We start from the raw sequence: 13410 nt of genomic DNA, 5'->3' as shown, positions 1-13410 counted from the left end.
CACACGCGCATCACCAAAATTAAAAAAGGCGCTTCCCCATGCCGAGTAGCGCCTTTTTAAACAACAACTTAACTGATTAATATCAGTTCATGCCGTATTTTGCAAAATAGTGTTTTTTGCAGTTTTTCCTTGTTCCTTTATGTTCACATAATTTATTGAATATAAAACAAATATCATAATTATTGGTTTAAATTCGTTCACCTCTGTTTATGGGGGTTCATGCGCATGTGTAGTCTATGGTGTAGTCTATTTTGCATATGAACTGATTTTTTTGGGTCTGATATGGCTGGTGGAACGAATAAGTTAAGTGATGCGTCATTACGTAAGATGAATGGCCGAAATAGTCCAGGAGATAATTTTTATGCCGATGGTGAAGGGCTGAGTGTAAAAGTCTCAAAAGCAGGGCTAATGACTTGGTTCTTCACATATCGAACTGGTGGAAGAGAAGCAACGCCGCAGCGGATCAAGTTGGGCAACTACCCAGAGCTTTCTCTTAAAGTTGCCAGAGAGAAGCGGGAGCAATGCAGGACTTGGCTAGCCGAGGGGAGCAATCCAAAGCACCAGCTCAATGTAACGGTTCAGGAAACGCTTAAGCCTGTTACCGTGAGCGATGCGCTCAAGTATTGGATAAAAGAGTACGCAACAGCACATCGCGCAAACGTGGTGCGCCACCAGGCACAGTTAGAAAAACATATTTATCCATACATTGGCTCTCTGCCGTTAACCATGTGTGAAACACATCATTGGTTAGAGTGTTTTGACAGAATTAAGAAAGAATCCCCCGTTGCAGCCGGTTACATCCTACAGATGAGTAAACAGGCGCTAAAGTTTTGCCGGGTTCGCCGATATGCCACCAGTAACGCCCTGGACGATCTGACTATTCCAGATGTGGGGAAAAAACAGGAGGTAGGCGACAGGGAGCATGACGAAGACGAGATCGCTGACATTTGGCGCTCATGTGCTGAGAGAAAATTTAAACCCTATTACGCAAATATTTTGCGTTTGCTGGTGGTTTTTGGGTGCCGTTCTCAGGAGCCGCGCTTATCTACATGGGATGAGTGGGATTTAAAGAAATGGGTCTGGACGGTTCCAAAAGTGCATAGCAAGGGTGGTGCAAAAATTATCAGGCCAATACCTGAAGCGGTGCGGCCATTTATTGAGGCGCTACATGTACAGCACAAAAAAAGTGGTTTTCTACTCGGTGAAGTAAAAGAATCATCCGCAGTGAGTCAGTGGGGACGAGGTATTTATAAACGGCTAGGCCATAAGACGCCGTGGTCACTTCACGACTTGCGCCGGACTTTCTCCACTACGTTAAATAATTTAGGTATAGCTCCACATGTGGTTGAGCAGCTCCTTGGTCACACCATGCCCGGTGTAATGGCTGTGTATAACAAAAGCCAGTATTTACCCGAAAAACTGGAAGCTCTTAATATCTGGATGGAGCGCCTCGATGTGTTAGCAAATAATAATGACAATGTTGTTTTATTTAAGGTGGCGAAGTGAAAATAACATCTAAAAGAAATCTTCCTGCATGGTTTGATCTGAATTACTATGAGAAATTCGCGGAGTACAGTGATGATGATTTATTTCATGAGCTTAGTTGTAGATATAATTCTAAACTAACGCAGAGATATGAAAATAATAATTATTTTACGCATGACTTGAAAAGTGGATTTGGCTTGAATTTAATGCAGGAGGATAATTTAAAAGAATGGAGGTCGAAGCAAAAGCTGATTGATAGTGGGTCGGTAGTAATTGCGCTGGGTGTGAGTGATGTTGTCTATATCTTAGAACAAATTGAATTAGATAGTGAAAATATGGCCCATGAATATAGTCATGTTAACGGGCTTATAGATGGTGCGAGTATGTTCGGTGAAGTTTTTTGCAAAATTGATCTTTACAGTAGTGATGACCGCATAATTAGTGAGTTAAGGGGTTTGCTGCCTAAGTGGCGTATGAAATTTGGTTTTGAGAAACAGCCAGTCAGAATAAAAACAACGTGGGAAAAAACAAGAGAGAAAATAATTAAATATAAATCTTTTGCGCTAAATGATTTGCTCGATTGGCAACGCGCAACTGGTCATGATATTCAGTACAGTGTATTGGCTGTTGCGTTATATCCGAATGGAGAATATGGGGAGAAGTCAATTATTGATACTATTCAGCCATTCACAGTAAATCTGTTTTCAGCGGAAGTTATCGAGAAGTTTCATCTAGAAATTAAGTCGAAAAAAAATCATAAAAAAACTCGACGATAAAATAATTATTTGTTTTGCGGTTACTTACATTTAAAACCCATACCAGAATACCACTGAACGAAACGGAAACACGGCAGAGGTATTTATGAACATCAAAGAACAATCACTTTCCCCGGATCGCATTGTGCGTGAGCGGGAATGTAAGCAACTTACAGGACTGGCACGCACAACCCGCTATATGATGGAAAAGGCCGGTAACTTCCCAACGCGCCGCCAGCTCGGTGGCCGCTCTATGGGGTGGATGCTTTCCGAGGTTTTGGAATGGCTGAACAGCCGCACCAAAATCACCACGAACGATAAGGCGGCTTAATCATGAAGCGCCTTTCCTACGAAATCCCTACCATCGGCGCTGGTGGGTCGCCCACCAGCAGCCCACGCAACCCTAAAGCCCTGTTACCTGTTATTGAATGGTGTGGTGTTCGTGTCGTCACTACTGAAAGCCTGGCGACCGGTTACGGCACCACTGAAAACAATATTCGTATGAATCTTTTCAACAATCGGGATCGCTTTGTTGAAGGAGTCCATATCCACACCGTGAAGGGAACAGCCCTAAGAGCATTTCGCAACCACATCAATAATATTTACTCGGTTAATAAACACACTACCTCACTAACCCTATGGACACAGCGCGGCGCGGCCCGCATGTCAAAGATTGTGGATACAGACGAGGCTTGGTCTTTTTTCGAAAGGATGGAAGAAAGCTATTTTATCCGGGAGAAGTCTACCGCGCTGGTGGTACCGGATTTTTCAGATCCCGCCGCTGCCGCTCGCGCATGGGCTGATGAGTACGAGGAAAAAAATAAGGCGCTTGGTTATGTGCAGCGCCAGGCCAGATACATAGACCACCTGGAGGAATTATTTTCCGAGGGTCTTACGCCGGTTCAGTTTTGCCGCCGTTTGAATGGGGTAAACACCAACAAGGTTAATCACGGGCTTTCGGTAGTGGGCTGGCTGTATGACGACAAGCCCAACAGCAGTAACGCAAGCTGGCGCGTGGCTTCATATGCGCGGGATCGTTATCTCACAGAAACATCGCAGCCCATCACGAAAGGCCAAAAGAGTTTTGAAGCATTTAGCCCGGTGCTACTCAAAAAGGGGGCTATCTGGATTTACCGCCGGTACCTGAAAGGCGAGCTACCAATGAAAACTGATTGGAATAGCGAGTTTACCCACGATAAGGAATTATCGGCGCTGGTGGGCCAAACGCCACCCAAACAGGATTAAGTATTAAGAACGCGCCACGCTAACACCAGGCGGCGAAATCTTTAACTCACAGGCAATAGCGAAAAAAATGAACATGAAAAAAACTGGCAACAGCCGGAACGGGCAGCGCTACGCCCAAAACACGGTGAGGAATATATTTAAGCAGGCACAGCGTGTGCTCTTGAATAGTTTCCGTTATGGGAATCCCCATATTGAAATCCACATAAAGCCACCAGCCACACTGCGTGGAGATTGCGCAGGACAAAATAAAAAGGGCGCGGATTGCGGCCACGCCCTTTGGTCATTCACCAGTAATAATCACTCTTCTGGCGCGTCTTCTTTTGCTTTGCGGCGCTGGCGGCGCTTTATTTCGCCTTGTAATGCAGTTACTACAAATTGCCCGATGCTTTCGCCATCTGCTTTAAGTTCATCTACGGAATCGGCTACATCATGCGGAACGCGAACATCAAATCTTTTTGATTTGGCATTAACAGCTTTTGTTGCCATTTCTGTGACTCCTCTGATTTGGTGTCCGACAATGATACACGTAATTTGTGAGAAGAAAATAATTGACGTGTCCGACACTGTGGAATTACATTGTGTCCGACACCTTAGGTTGTTTGGGTGTAAAATAGTGAAGCCCGGTAGTGCGTCAACACAAACCGGGCCTCTAACCACCACGTTAGAAGGACTAACGCTATGGCTATCGCAAATAGTACCACACTCGCTCGCCCTAAATTTGAGTACCGTTTTTTCGCCCTTTCCCGCGCTGATGTTCACGCCAAACCCTGCCGCCTTACTATCGAGGCCGATACCGAACAGGACGCCCGCCGTAAACTTGCTGGTCAGTATGTGCTTTCGTTTGCTGGTTGCCTGCCAGTGTGCGAGGGTGACCATGCGTAATTCAATCACTTCGCCATTAACCACCGCCCTTGATTTATTCCAGATTGCCGACCTTTGCGAAAGCTACGCCGCCGAGTTGGTGGAATGTTACGACAATGCTTACCGTGTCGCCTTATGTGGTCGCCTGGCTTGCTGCCTTGATGTGCTGGCTTGCGAACTGGATAACCCATTACCTTCTCACCTTATCGAGCGTCTCACCGTAGATACCCTGCCAGCCGAACGGCAAGAAACTACACCAGATTCCGACCTGATATGTGAGAACAGCCACGCGCTGACACAGGCGCTTTTAACCTGCGCACTCACCCCTACAGTGACCCGCCAGCTTTGCGGACTTCTTTTCGACCAGATAACCATGCTGGTTGAAGACCTGAAAGCGCCGCGCTTTGCGCGTGGTGGTGAGTATGCATAGACGCCTGGCGTAAAAACAAAGCGGTCATTCTGCCCCTATGACGGGGCAGTAATTCCCGGAGCAGCTCTTTTCATTCTGATATTGCAGGCGGTGAATCATGGCTAATCAATTTATTTCTTTGTCGCTGGATAAGAAGGCCAGTGAATGCCAGCGGCTCCCTGAGGGGGAATTGTTTAACACTTTAAATATGGAAACCTTACCCATTGAAAAGGGATTCAACGGGCGCGTGCTGGTTGATGTGGAGCGCGGCCATATAACTTCATATATGCCTTTACGTGATGAGCAGCATATAGCTTCACTGGAAACGTTACTCGAATTGCTGGCCTGCGCAGGTTACCTGGTAACGAAGCCCGAAAACATTTCAGGAATATAAAACGATGAAAAAGAAAATTAATCAGATTCATTCTGAGGGCCGCGCTCAACCTGAAATTCGCCAGGGCGCGTGGTTCGCAGATAACGCCGGTTCCCTGGTCATGGTCACTGAGGTGACGGAATACCGCATTAGTTATGTGCGCTACGGCTTTAGCTCACCTTGCGTGTGCTCACCTGGTCGCCTGAGTCGTGAATTTAAACCCGCCGCCGCGCCAGGAAGCATGGAGCAATCAGCATGAAAGCCGCACCTAATCTAAAGCACTTACCAAAAGACCCTATGACCGAGGCGATTATATTCGCGGGTGCAGATGCCTGGATTCACGCCAAAGACTGGCAGGAAAATAACAAGGCAGGCGACACGGTTCCCCCTATAACGCTGGGTGCAAAGGAATTAAACAATCTGGCAAATCTGCGCATCATTAATCCTGGTCGGCGTTATGTTCGTGTGTACCAGGCTGGCGCACTGAGTGAAGTTCAGGCCAGCACTATTGCCACCATGCTGGCGTTGGCTGGTGCACAGGAAGCCCGTTTTTATTCTGCGTCGCTCGAGCTGGTGGAGGACTGGACGCCTCGCCTTGCCGGGCTGAAAGAGGAAGCCGAACGTGGGGAAAGTATTGCTCTTAACCTACTAGCGAAAGAGCAAGCCGCAGCAGGCCAGAACGCAGGCGAACCGCGCACCACACCAGCATTAAACCAGATGGGGGCCAGCCAGCGTGGCGAGGTTCTGGCGGCGCATTATGATAATGATTTAGCGATAGATGGTGACTCGGACACCGTGCACCATTACACCGGGGTTATCTGGGTGCCCGTGGTTGATAAAGAGTTGCAACGGGAAATGGCGCGAATTTTTATTGATTCTGAAATCGCCTATTCGCAGGCCAGCGTAAAAAATGCTGTGGATACCATGAAATTAAGTTTGCCTCAAATGGGTAATACTGCCCGCAATCTTATTGGCTTTCGTAATGGTGTTTTTGATACCCGGAAGGGCATTTTTCGTGAGCATCAAAAAGGTGATTGGCTATTGATTGCCAGTGATGTGGATTTTTCCAAAGCGGTGAAAGGTGAGGAGCTGGCAAGCCATGCGCCGAACTTCTGGCAGTGGTTGCAGCACTCAACGGCAGGAAAAGCCCGCAAAGCTGATCGCCTGCTGGCGGCGTTGTATATGGTGATGGCGAACCGCTACGACTGGCAGTTATTTCTTGAGGTTACCGGCCCTGGTGGAAGCGGTAAAAGCGTCATGGCGGAAATCTGCACCATGTTAGCGGGTAAGGGTAATGCTGTTTCTGCGAGCATGGCAGCACTGGAGAACCCGCGCGAACGTGCGCTTATTGTTGGGTATTCTCTTATCATCATGCCTGACATGACGCGATACGCAGGTGATGGGGCTGGAATTAAGGCCATCACAGGCGGGGATAAGGTTTCCATCGATCCAAAACATAAAGCACCGTATTCCTGTCGTATTCCCGCCGTGGTACTGGCAGTCAACAATAACGCTATGACATTCAGTGACCGCAGCGGGGGGATATCGCGCCGCCGGGTAATTTTTAACTTCTCGGAAGTGGTCGGGGAGAATAAACGCGATCCCTTGCTGGTGGAGAAAATAGAAAGCGAACTGGCGGTCATTATTCGTTTCCTGCTTACCCGTTTTGCTCGCCAGGACGAAGCGCGGGAGTTGCTGGCCGAACAGCGCAAATCAGAAGAGGCGCTGGAGATTAAGCGCGAGGGTGATTCGCTGGTGGATTTTTGTGGCTATCTGCTGGCCGGGGCTGAGTGTAACGGCATGTTTATAGGCAGTGCTAACATTATGCCGTTTAATCCGCACCGCTATCTCTATCATGCTTATATGGCGTTTATGCAGGGCAATGGATTAACACGGCCCGTGTCGTTAAGCCGGTTCGGAGCTGATATGCCCGGCGCGATGGCTGAATATGGCAAAGAATATGCAAAGCAGAAGGTTAAACAGGGCATTCGCTCCAATGTTGAGTTAGACGGGGACGCCGAAGAATGGTTACCCAGGGCAACGGGTGGCGAGCAGGAGTAAACCTTACGGGCGGCTTATAGCTGTCCTTTTTTATATCTGGTGTTTGCATGAAAAATTATCTTAATGATAAAAGTGTTCATCAGTATTCACCTTGTAAAAAATACCATGAAAATCATTAAGTAAGATGGTGAATACTTTAACTCAAAGTGTTCACCAAGTGTTCACCAGTATTCATCAATACATGCTTTTATGTTCAATGGTGAATAGTAAGGGTGAACACTAGTGAATACTTTAAGGTGATAGTGTACACCCTATAACGACATGATATTTATGATGAAATCACAAGGGGTGAACAGGGTGAACACTTTTTTATAAAAAGTAATTTCTATCTTTTATTCGAAGCATCCAGATTCAGCATCGACACTGGCATTATTTATCAATCTAAATCAGTTGTCGGGCGTATGATGGCGTTCAGGACAAGAAGAGAGGCATAGGGAAATGACAGAGCAAGATTTACTGGATGCAGGTTTTACCGTTAAAGAACTGAAAATACTTAATCAAAATATTGAAGCGGTGAATGGAGTAACTTACGAATCGCTTCTGAGAGATTTATCTAAGAGATTTTGGGGCGGCGTAATATGCTTATTTTTGATATTGCTTCCAACTTTATCAAGTATCCTTCAGTCTAACCCGTTGGATATGAGAGTTGTTTACGCTAATGCTGGAATAATTATTTTTGGGATAATCGTTATCTACTTCGTTATCCCAATGAAACTGGCTATCAAAGCTCGTCAGTATATTAAGCGATCAGCATAGCCAGTAGGTATATTATTTGCTATTGTAAATATCATCTTCACTAGTATAGGTTTTATCAATCACTCTAATTTTATTAGCAGTAGAAATAACCTTGAGACTTAATGCTGTCTTCCCCATTGTGGTTATTTTCCTCTGGAAATCAGTTGGTAAATAATGAAAAAGTCGCCATGCCTCTGGTTTCAGAAAAAGACCACCTATAACGTAAAGTGAAGAACTAAGGTCTAAAACAAGGTAAGCCAGATCACCCGTCTTACGATCAAACCCCATGAACTCTGCCGTTTGCATCGTTTTTTCTCGGATCCATCCGGTGGGTTTTTTATCTCCTTGTATTTTTTGTACATTCTCTTGGACAGTATTGATGCCAGTTAAAACAAGAGTCGCTCCTGCAAGAACACCAATCACATTACCTGATGCCAGAGAAGCAGCAGCCACAGTGACTCCGCTTATGACCTGAACCCCACCAAGAACAATAGCGATCCCGTCAATGATATAGCTAATTGTTTTTTCATGTCTTTCAAAGGTAGCCGTGGCATAAATTTTTGCCTGCCCCATAGACAGCATAAAATCTTGCTTTGAAAGGTTTTCCATTTCTTCCTTGATAAATTGCATTGCCTGTTTTCGATCTTCCCGGTTTCTGGATGTAGCAAAGACATCCAGATTGTGTCTGGCAAATGATTCAACTGACGATACAAACTGAATGCGTAACATGATGTCCTGAATATAGCGTTCTGCCAGTGAGTGGGCCTGAGCTATTAAGCTCTCACATTCAATGCTCCCCATTGCCCGATAATACCGCTCATCCCTCCTGGCATTTGAACCTAAATAATCATCCATTTGGTTTTCCTTGTTGATTAATGACACAAGAAAAAATACGCCAAATATCCATGAACTAAAATGATGGGAAATCATTTGTATGATTTCATACAGAATCGTGATTATTAATATCTGCCGTTAAATAAATTTTTGCCTTGAACACTCTAATTTTTACTTTTATGCCTCATACCGCAAATTGTAGCTAAAAACTGTCAAAATAATTGCACAAAACGCAACAATTAAGTCTATCATTTCATTTTATGAAATTATGTTTATTTCGCTCATCACAATGAGGTGAAGTATGCCAGCTCCCCGTAATTCAACCGCCGTACTGATTAACCGTGACCAGCTTGAGCAAATCCGCCAGATTCAGGAACAGGAGCGCCAGCGTTCGGGGATCGGTGCTTGCCCGTCCATTCATACCGTAGCGCGCAGCCTGATTGATTCAGCGCTGGAACTGCGTAAGCAAGAAGGAAAAAATAATGAGTGCTGATTCACCAGTATTGCTCATTGGTTGGACGTGATTGCGCCTGAAGGCTGGGCGCGAAGGATTGCAGGCGGGGAGCGGGATTAATGGCAAGCATAAGTGAAAGCGGAACCGGCACGCGGCGGCGGTTCACTGTCAGATATCGTAATGAAATATCAAGGCAAAATGCTGTTGCCCGTCCTCGCACTCTTGATGAGGCTATGAGGTTTTTCTGGCAGGCAGAGTTATCAGAACACCAGCTTATGCCGCTGGCGGATAGTGTAGCGGCGGTGAGGCGCTGGCCCGTACAAAAGGCGGTGTGGTTCTGGCTGGGATATCAGTACGGACGGGTTGAAAATCATAGTATTTCGCTTGGCACTTATGAGCAGTACCGGAAACAGCTTGGCGTGCTTTCACCGGAGCTGCTGAAAGTGACAATAAGCAAGCTGACACCGCACCGCCTGGGTGAGTTGGCGACAATGACGCAAAAATACTTACGCTTTGCATTTGGTTTGCTGGTGGCGGGTCACTGGCTGACCGCTAACCCGGTAGGGCGGTTATCCGGTAGAACATCCCACAAAATAGAATTACCCGAAAAAAAAACAATTGTGGCAATGCTTGATGCGGCAGGACTTAGGGAGAAGTTAGCTATTTTGCTGGGGGCGGTGTGTGGTCTTCGTCCTAGCGAGCTAATGGCGTTGCGTTACTGCGACGTGAGCCGGGAAAAAATTATCCTTCGCAGGCATCTTACTCCGCAGGGTGAGAAAGAAGGCACTAAACGCTGTAAAGAAGGGCGAAAGGTGAACATGCCAGAGGAAGTGTGGCAGCTGCTGGATAAGAGCCTGTTAGGAACACAGTTTCCGGTAATCATGGGTAAGCGCAGGCAGCGCCTGAGCCTGAATTACAGTAAGCGCGGGATTATGCGGCAGTTACTGAATGAGTACGGGATCGGGCGTTATTACGATTTGCGTCATTTTGCCATCACAAATCTGTTGCGCCGCGGGGCAACAATGGCGGATGCGGCGAAGTTTGCAGGACATAAAGATGCCTCAATAACAGCAGCAGTCTATGCCCATTTTCTGGAGCAGGAGTGGCCGCTGACGGGGAGTCTAAAAGGGTTCTAAATCGTGCATGTATCGTAAATAGGTGTAAATGGTTACATGCCTTATTTCATGCGGCTTTGCGGGGAGAAAATCGCGGATGTACAAAAAATGCACAAGTTCGAGTTTTTTTCAGGCTTATTTTTTCCAGCACTGGCAAGGCGTTGAGTGGGTGTTTTGCCCTAAACACGCGCGGAAGAAAAATCATGTTTTCTGTGGATAAAAATAATCGTTCAAATATTGAGCAAGTGGCTTTTTAGGGGGAGAAGTGATGACTAAAAAAAGGTTCAGACCGGCATTTATTCAGATGGTGATCAATCATTCATTACTTAACCAGAAGGTGGCGAGTAATCGCTATATTGCCAGGTTGATAGGAGTTAGTGAAAAGACAATCAGGGACTGGCGGAGAATACATAAAAACTTCAACGCGGCGTTTGCTGATGCTGAAAGTTTTATTAGTCAGGGGGTGGAGCTTGAGCGCACTGATATTAACCCGAACAGCCCATATTATGCCCATGAGGCCGTAGAGCTGCGCAAATTGGTTGAACAGCGTAGAAGGCGTGAGGTGTCACGTTCCGTAATTTGGAAAAAAATAAACGGGGAGTGCTCGGCGATTGTGGCGGCTCATGATTTGGTGTCTATGGGTTCGAGTGTTACTCATACGCTGTATTTGGAGATTGAAGTCCTTCTCTGTGTTCTGGAAAAGAAGTCTAAAGGGGAATATACAGCCTTCGAGGCGTGTAACGCGCTAGATGTGAGAGGGATACGCCCGCCGTTGTCATTGTTTCTTGAGGCTTATTACCTTTCCGGCATTAATGACGAAAAGATCGAAGCCATGGTGCGTGCAAATGCGCAACCAAACTAAGTGCCGGAGGGGCTGGCATGGCGACCGAAAAGAAATTCAATAAACGGTTTATCGCGCTGGTGGTTGATATCTGTCTTTCACGCGAAAAGACAAGCAATAATTACGTAGCCAAGCGGCTTGGCGTTTCTGAAACGACAATAAGAAAATGGCGTAAAAGCGATCATGAATTTGACCGGGCGTTCAGTGAAGCCAGGCAAATATTGGATGAAAAAATAAATAAAGTGATGCAGGGCAATCTTGAAACGCGTAAGCGCAAGATAACTACCAAGCAGGGGAGTGATGTAAAAACGGTTACTGAGGAGGTTATTCCTAGCCATAGTGATGTACTGGCAGCAAGTAAGATGCGGGGCGGCCCTAGCGTGGCTGATTTGTCCATTGGTCAGCGCCGGGATTTTTTGCGTGATGTTATACGCCGCAAATCATCCGGGGAGATTAGCGCACTAACGGCAGTGCAGGAAATTGAAATCGAGGGGATCGCTATACCTGACACGCTAATGCTTGAAGCCAGGAAAATTCTTGAAGGTGTAGGTGGTGAACCTGGTCGTTATAGGTTAATGACGAATGAAGAACTGGCTGAAGCGCTGCGCGATGCCAGACAACAGGCAGGTGAGCAGGAGGAGTGGTAATGACACGCGATCAGATGATAGCTGAACTGGAAGCGCTGGAAAGGAAAGCGCAGCGCAAATTTTTAAGAGATGTACTCAAAAGCAAGATGGAAGGGAAAATTAGCGCCTTGGCTGCGGCCACTGAACTTGAAATCAAAGGACTAGCCATTCCTAAAACACTCTTGCTTGAAATTCAGCATGGTTTGAAAGCGGCGCTGGCAAATCCTTTCGCTAACTTGAGTGATGAGGAGCAGGCGGATAGGTTCGAGATTGCTTTTATCAATGCCAAAGGTGAGGTGGTTGACCCTGTGGAGTCAATGACCCCAGGACAACGACAGGCAAGAATAGCGGAGTTACAAGGGAAATTATTTCCTGAGGGTGTCACTCCGGAGGGGGCCGCAGAAATATATAAAACAATGATGGGGTGATTGTTGGGGCGTTGGTCATGGAAGTGTTCATAAAGGAGTTCCTTTACGAACAGTTAAAACAAGGGTGTTTTATGTGTTCGTAAAGTTTGTTTATTAATTTATGAACTGCTATTATTTGCGAACTGACTTTACGAACAAAAACACCCGGAGCAATTCAACATGGCTGTTATCTCTTACCTTCGCGTTTCAACAAACGATCAGACTGTAGAAAATCAGCGCCAGCAAATCGAGGCTGCCGGGTACTCACTGGATAATGATTTTGTTTTCGCTGATGAAGGGATTAGCGGCGCGGTTCCGGCAGAGCAACGCCCGGCACTGATGGAGGCTATCCGCACCGCCCGCCGTGGGGATATTTTCGTGGTTGTGGCTATCGACCGTTTAGGCCGTAACGCTATCGACGTATTAAGCACCGTGGAAACCATCAAGGCTAAGGGCGTGAAGTTAATCAGCCTGCGTGAAGGTTTCGACCTGAGCACACCGGCAGGGCAAATGATGCTTCACATGATGGCGGGTTTCGCTGAGATGGAAAAAAGCATTATTGCCGAACGCCGCGAAGCAGGAATTGCCCGCGCAAAATCTGAGGGTGTGCACTGTGGCCGTCCACCGTTTGAACATGGTGAACTGATCGCCGGTCTTTGGGCGCAGGGGATGAGTTACCCGCAGATATCAGCGGAGCTGGTGGGCCGTGGTATTAAGGCGGGCAAAACAACGGTATACAGCTATAAGAGATAACAGGAGCAACACGGCTAAATACTCCCATTGTCCCGGTTCGTTCACATCTATGTGTAGTCTATGGTGTAGTCCATTCGTTAAAAAAGGCGCTTCCCCATGCCGAGTAGCGCCTTTTTAAACAACAACTTAACTGATTAATATCAGTTCATGCCGTATTTTTTCAATTTCTTACGCAGCGTGCCACGGTTGATGCCCATCATCAGGGCAGCGCGGGTTTGGTTGCCACGGGTGTATTGCATCACCATGTCCAACAATGGCTGCTCTACTTCAGCCAATACCAGCTCATACAGATCACTAACATCTTGACCATTCAGTTGAGCAAAATAGTTCTTCAGTGCCTGTTTCACGGAGTCACGCAGAGGTTTTTGGGTAACCTGATCCTGTGAGTTAACGGTTGAAACGGTTAGTACGTCAGAATTTACGCGTTGTTCGAACATAGTTCTGTCAGCTCTTTAT

19 protein-coding genes are annotated in these 13410 nt (G+C 46.6%); 16 read left to right on the top strand and 3 right to left on the bottom strand.

Annotation, left to right across the window (positions count from 1 at the left end; genetic code table 11):
• Positions 1-282 precede the first annotated feature (282 nt).
• The 4 genes from AC0IWZ_RS18970 (at position 283) to AC0IWZ_RS18955 (ending at position 3485) form a co-directional block, all read left to right on the top strand.
• Complete coding sequence (locus tag AC0IWZ_RS18970; RefSeq protein ID WP_471678698.1) at positions 283-1506, top strand: tyrosine-type recombinase/integrase; 1224 nt, start codon at positions 283-285, stop codon at positions 1504-1506.
• A complete protein-coding gene (locus AC0IWZ_RS18965; RefSeq protein ID WP_471678699.1) occupies positions 1503-2261 on the top strand; it encodes a DUF6387 family protein in 759 nt (252 codons plus the stop codon). Before AC0IWZ_RS18970 ends, AC0IWZ_RS18965 begins: the two co-directional genes overlap by 4 nt.
• A gap of 85 nt (positions 2262-2346) precedes the next feature.
• A complete protein-coding gene (locus tag AC0IWZ_RS18960; protein ID WP_471678700.1) occupies positions 2347-2571 on the top strand; it encodes a helix-turn-helix transcriptional regulator in 225 nt (74 codons plus the stop codon).
• A gap of 2 nt (positions 2572-2573) precedes the next feature.
• Positions 2574-3485: an ORF6N domain-containing protein gene (locus AC0IWZ_RS18955; protein ID WP_471678701.1), complete on the top strand. Its 912-nt coding sequence runs from the start codon at positions 2574-2576 to the stop codon at positions 3483-3485.
• A 297-nt stretch (positions 3486-3782) separates the two neighbouring features.
• Here the strand turns inward: AC0IWZ_RS18955 and AC0IWZ_RS18950 are convergent, their stop codons facing one another.
• Positions 3783-3971, bottom strand: a complete 189-nt coding sequence (locus AC0IWZ_RS18950; protein ID WP_471678702.1) for a YlcI/YnfO family protein — start codon at positions 3969-3971, stop codon at positions 3783-3785.
• A 192-nt stretch (positions 3972-4163) separates the two neighbouring features.
• On the opposite strand from AC0IWZ_RS18950, the gene AC0IWZ_RS18945 reads away from it, so the two are divergent.
• The 6 genes from AC0IWZ_RS18945 to AC0IWZ_RS18920 all read left to right on the top strand — a co-directional run bounded on the left by AC0IWZ_RS18945 (position 4164) and on the right by AC0IWZ_RS18920 (position 7945).
• Complete coding sequence (locus tag AC0IWZ_RS18945; RefSeq protein WP_471678703.1) at positions 4164-4367, top strand: host cell division inhibitor Icd-like protein; 204 nt, start codon at positions 4164-4166, stop codon at positions 4365-4367.
• Entirely contained in the window at positions 4360-4776 is a 417-nt protein-coding gene (locus AC0IWZ_RS18940; protein WP_471680515.1) for a hypothetical protein, read from the top strand. Before AC0IWZ_RS18945 ends, AC0IWZ_RS18940 begins: the two co-directional genes overlap by 8 nt.
• A 97-nt stretch (positions 4777-4873) precedes the next feature.
• On the top strand, positions 4874-5149 hold the full coding sequence (locus AC0IWZ_RS18935; RefSeq protein ID WP_471678705.1) for a hypothetical protein: 276 nt from the start codon (positions 4874-4876) through the stop codon (positions 5147-5149).
• 4 nt (positions 5150-5153) lie between these two features.
• Positions 5154-5387 (top strand): DUF4222 domain-containing protein, encoded by a 234-nt coding sequence (locus AC0IWZ_RS18930; protein WP_471678706.1) that lies wholly within the window; start codon positions 5154-5156, stop codon positions 5385-5387.
• The gene (locus AC0IWZ_RS18925; protein ID WP_471678707.1) at positions 5384-7189 is read left to right on the top strand and encodes a DNA primase family protein; all 1806 of its coding nucleotides are present in this window, start codon (positions 5384-5386) and stop codon (positions 7187-7189) included. The genes AC0IWZ_RS18930 and AC0IWZ_RS18925 overlap by 4 nt, the downstream gene beginning before the upstream one ends.
• Before the next feature lie 438 nt (positions 7190-7627).
• The gene (locus AC0IWZ_RS18920; RefSeq protein WP_471678708.1) at positions 7628-7945 is read left to right on the top strand and encodes a hypothetical protein; all 318 of its coding nucleotides are present in this window, start codon (positions 7628-7630) and stop codon (positions 7943-7945) included.
• Positions 7946-7957: 12 nt separating this feature from the next.
• Here the strand turns inward: AC0IWZ_RS18920 and AC0IWZ_RS18915 are convergent, their stop codons facing one another.
• Entirely contained in the window at positions 7958-8779 is an 822-nt protein-coding gene (locus tag AC0IWZ_RS18915; RefSeq protein ID WP_471678709.1) for a DUF4225 domain-containing protein, read from the bottom strand.
• 280 nt (positions 8780-9059) lie between these two features.
• On the opposite strand from AC0IWZ_RS18915, the gene AC0IWZ_RS18910 reads away from it, so the two are divergent.
• The 6 genes from AC0IWZ_RS18910 to AC0IWZ_RS18885 all read left to right on the top strand — a co-directional run bounded on the left by AC0IWZ_RS18910 (position 9060) and on the right by AC0IWZ_RS18885 (position 12954).
• Positions 9060-9251 carry a hypothetical protein gene (locus tag AC0IWZ_RS18910; protein ID WP_471678710.1) on the top strand — a complete coding sequence of 64 codons (192 nt, stop codon included), beginning with the start codon at positions 9060-9062 and terminating at the stop codon, positions 9249-9251.
• Between the two features lie 80 nt (positions 9252-9331).
• Positions 9332-10348: a tyrosine-type recombinase/integrase gene (locus AC0IWZ_RS18905; protein ID WP_471680513.1), complete on the top strand. Its 1017-nt coding sequence runs from the start codon at positions 9332-9334 to the stop codon at positions 10346-10348.
• Positions 10349-10595: 247 nt separating this feature from the next.
• Entirely contained in the window at positions 10596-11189 is a 594-nt protein-coding gene (locus tag AC0IWZ_RS18900) for a helix-turn-helix domain-containing protein (protein ID WP_471678712.1), read from the top strand.
• Positions 11190-11206: 17 nt separating this feature from the next.
• Positions 11207-11815 carry a hypothetical protein gene (locus AC0IWZ_RS18895; protein ID WP_471678713.1) on the top strand — a complete coding sequence of 203 codons (609 nt, stop codon included), beginning with the start codon at positions 11207-11209 and terminating at the stop codon, positions 11813-11815.
• Positions 11815-12222: a hypothetical protein gene (locus AC0IWZ_RS18890; protein ID WP_471678714.1), complete on the top strand. Its 408-nt coding sequence runs from the start codon at positions 11815-11817 to the stop codon at positions 12220-12222. The genes AC0IWZ_RS18895 and AC0IWZ_RS18890 overlap by 1 nt, the downstream gene beginning before the upstream one ends.
• Before the next feature lie 159 nt (positions 12223-12381).
• Positions 12382-12954 carry a recombinase family protein gene (locus AC0IWZ_RS18885; protein WP_471678715.1) on the top strand — a complete coding sequence of 191 codons (573 nt, stop codon included), beginning with the start codon at positions 12382-12384 and terminating at the stop codon, positions 12952-12954.
• Between the two features lie 140 nt (positions 12955-13094).
• Here AC0IWZ_RS18885 and fis read toward each other — a convergent pair whose 3' ends face one another.
• On the bottom strand, positions 13095-13391 hold the full coding sequence (gene fis, locus AC0IWZ_RS18880; RefSeq protein ID WP_003855228.1) for a DNA-binding transcriptional regulator Fis: 297 nt from the start codon (positions 13389-13391) through the stop codon (positions 13095-13097).
• Positions 13392-13410: the final 19 nt, after the last annotated feature.

Source organism: Buttiauxella sp. AC142 (assembly GCF_979253435.1).
The sequence above is the reverse complement of the archived record's forward strand: the minus strand, read 5'-3'. Positions and strand labels throughout refer to the sequence as shown.

What these genes read in the sequence shown, in the direction of transcription:
- AC0IWZ_RS18885 (WP_471678715.1), top strand. Translation starts at nt 12,382, where the DNA reads ATGGCTGTTATCTCTTACCTTCGCGTTTCAACAAACGATCAGACTGTA.
- AC0IWZ_RS18970 (WP_471678698.1), top strand. Translation starts at nt 283, where the DNA reads ATGGCTGGTGGAACGAATAAGTTAAGTGATGCGTCATTACGTAAGATG.
- AC0IWZ_RS18930 (WP_471678706.1), top strand. Translation starts at nt 5,154, where the DNA reads ATGAAAAAGAAAATTAATCAGATTCATTCTGAGGGCCGCGCTCAACCT.
- AC0IWZ_RS18920 (WP_471678708.1), top strand. Translation starts at nt 7,628, where the DNA reads ATGACAGAGCAAGATTTACTGGATGCAGGTTTTACCGTTAAAGAACTG.
- AC0IWZ_RS18905 (WP_471680513.1), top strand. Translation starts at nt 9,332, where the DNA reads ATGGCAAGCATAAGTGAAAGCGGAACCGGCACGCGGCGGCGGTTCACT.
- AC0IWZ_RS18945 (WP_471678703.1), top strand. Translation starts at nt 4,164, where the DNA reads ATGGCTATCGCAAATAGTACCACACTCGCTCGCCCTAAATTTGAGTAC.
- AC0IWZ_RS18955 (WP_471678701.1), top strand. Translation starts at nt 2,574, where the DNA reads ATGAAGCGCCTTTCCTACGAAATCCCTACCATCGGCGCTGGTGGGTCG.
- AC0IWZ_RS18895 (WP_471678713.1), top strand. Translation starts at nt 11,207, where the DNA reads ATGGCGACCGAAAAGAAATTCAATAAACGGTTTATCGCGCTGGTGGTT.
- AC0IWZ_RS18925 (WP_471678707.1), top strand. Translation starts at nt 5,384, where the DNA reads ATGAAAGCCGCACCTAATCTAAAGCACTTACCAAAAGACCCTATGACC.
- AC0IWZ_RS18900 (WP_471678712.1), top strand. Translation starts at nt 10,596, where the DNA reads ATGACTAAAAAAAGGTTCAGACCGGCATTTATTCAGATGGTGATCAAT.
- AC0IWZ_RS18915 (WP_471678709.1), bottom strand. Translation starts at nt 8,779, where the DNA reads ATGGATGATTATTTAGGTTCAAATGCCAGGAGGGATGAGCGGTATTAT.
- fis (WP_003855228.1), bottom strand. Translation starts at nt 13,391, where the DNA reads ATGTTCGAACAACGCGTAAATTCTGACGTACTAACCGTTTCAACCGTT.
- AC0IWZ_RS18910 (WP_471678710.1), top strand. Translation starts at nt 9,060, where the DNA reads ATGCCAGCTCCCCGTAATTCAACCGCCGTACTGATTAACCGTGACCAG.
- AC0IWZ_RS18935 (WP_471678705.1), top strand. Translation starts at nt 4,874, where the DNA reads ATGGCTAATCAATTTATTTCTTTGTCGCTGGATAAGAAGGCCAGTGAA.
- AC0IWZ_RS18890 (WP_471678714.1), top strand. Translation starts at nt 11,815, where the DNA reads ATGACACGCGATCAGATGATAGCTGAACTGGAAGCGCTGGAAAGGAAA.
- AC0IWZ_RS18960 (WP_471678700.1), top strand. Translation starts at nt 2,347, where the DNA reads ATGAACATCAAAGAACAATCACTTTCCCCGGATCGCATTGTGCGTGAG.
- AC0IWZ_RS18940 (WP_471680515.1), top strand. Translation starts at nt 4,360, where the DNA reads ATGCGTAATTCAATCACTTCGCCATTAACCACCGCCCTTGATTTATTC.
- AC0IWZ_RS18950 (WP_471678702.1), bottom strand. Translation starts at nt 3,971, where the DNA reads ATGGCAACAAAAGCTGTTAATGCCAAATCAAAAAGATTTGATGTTCGC.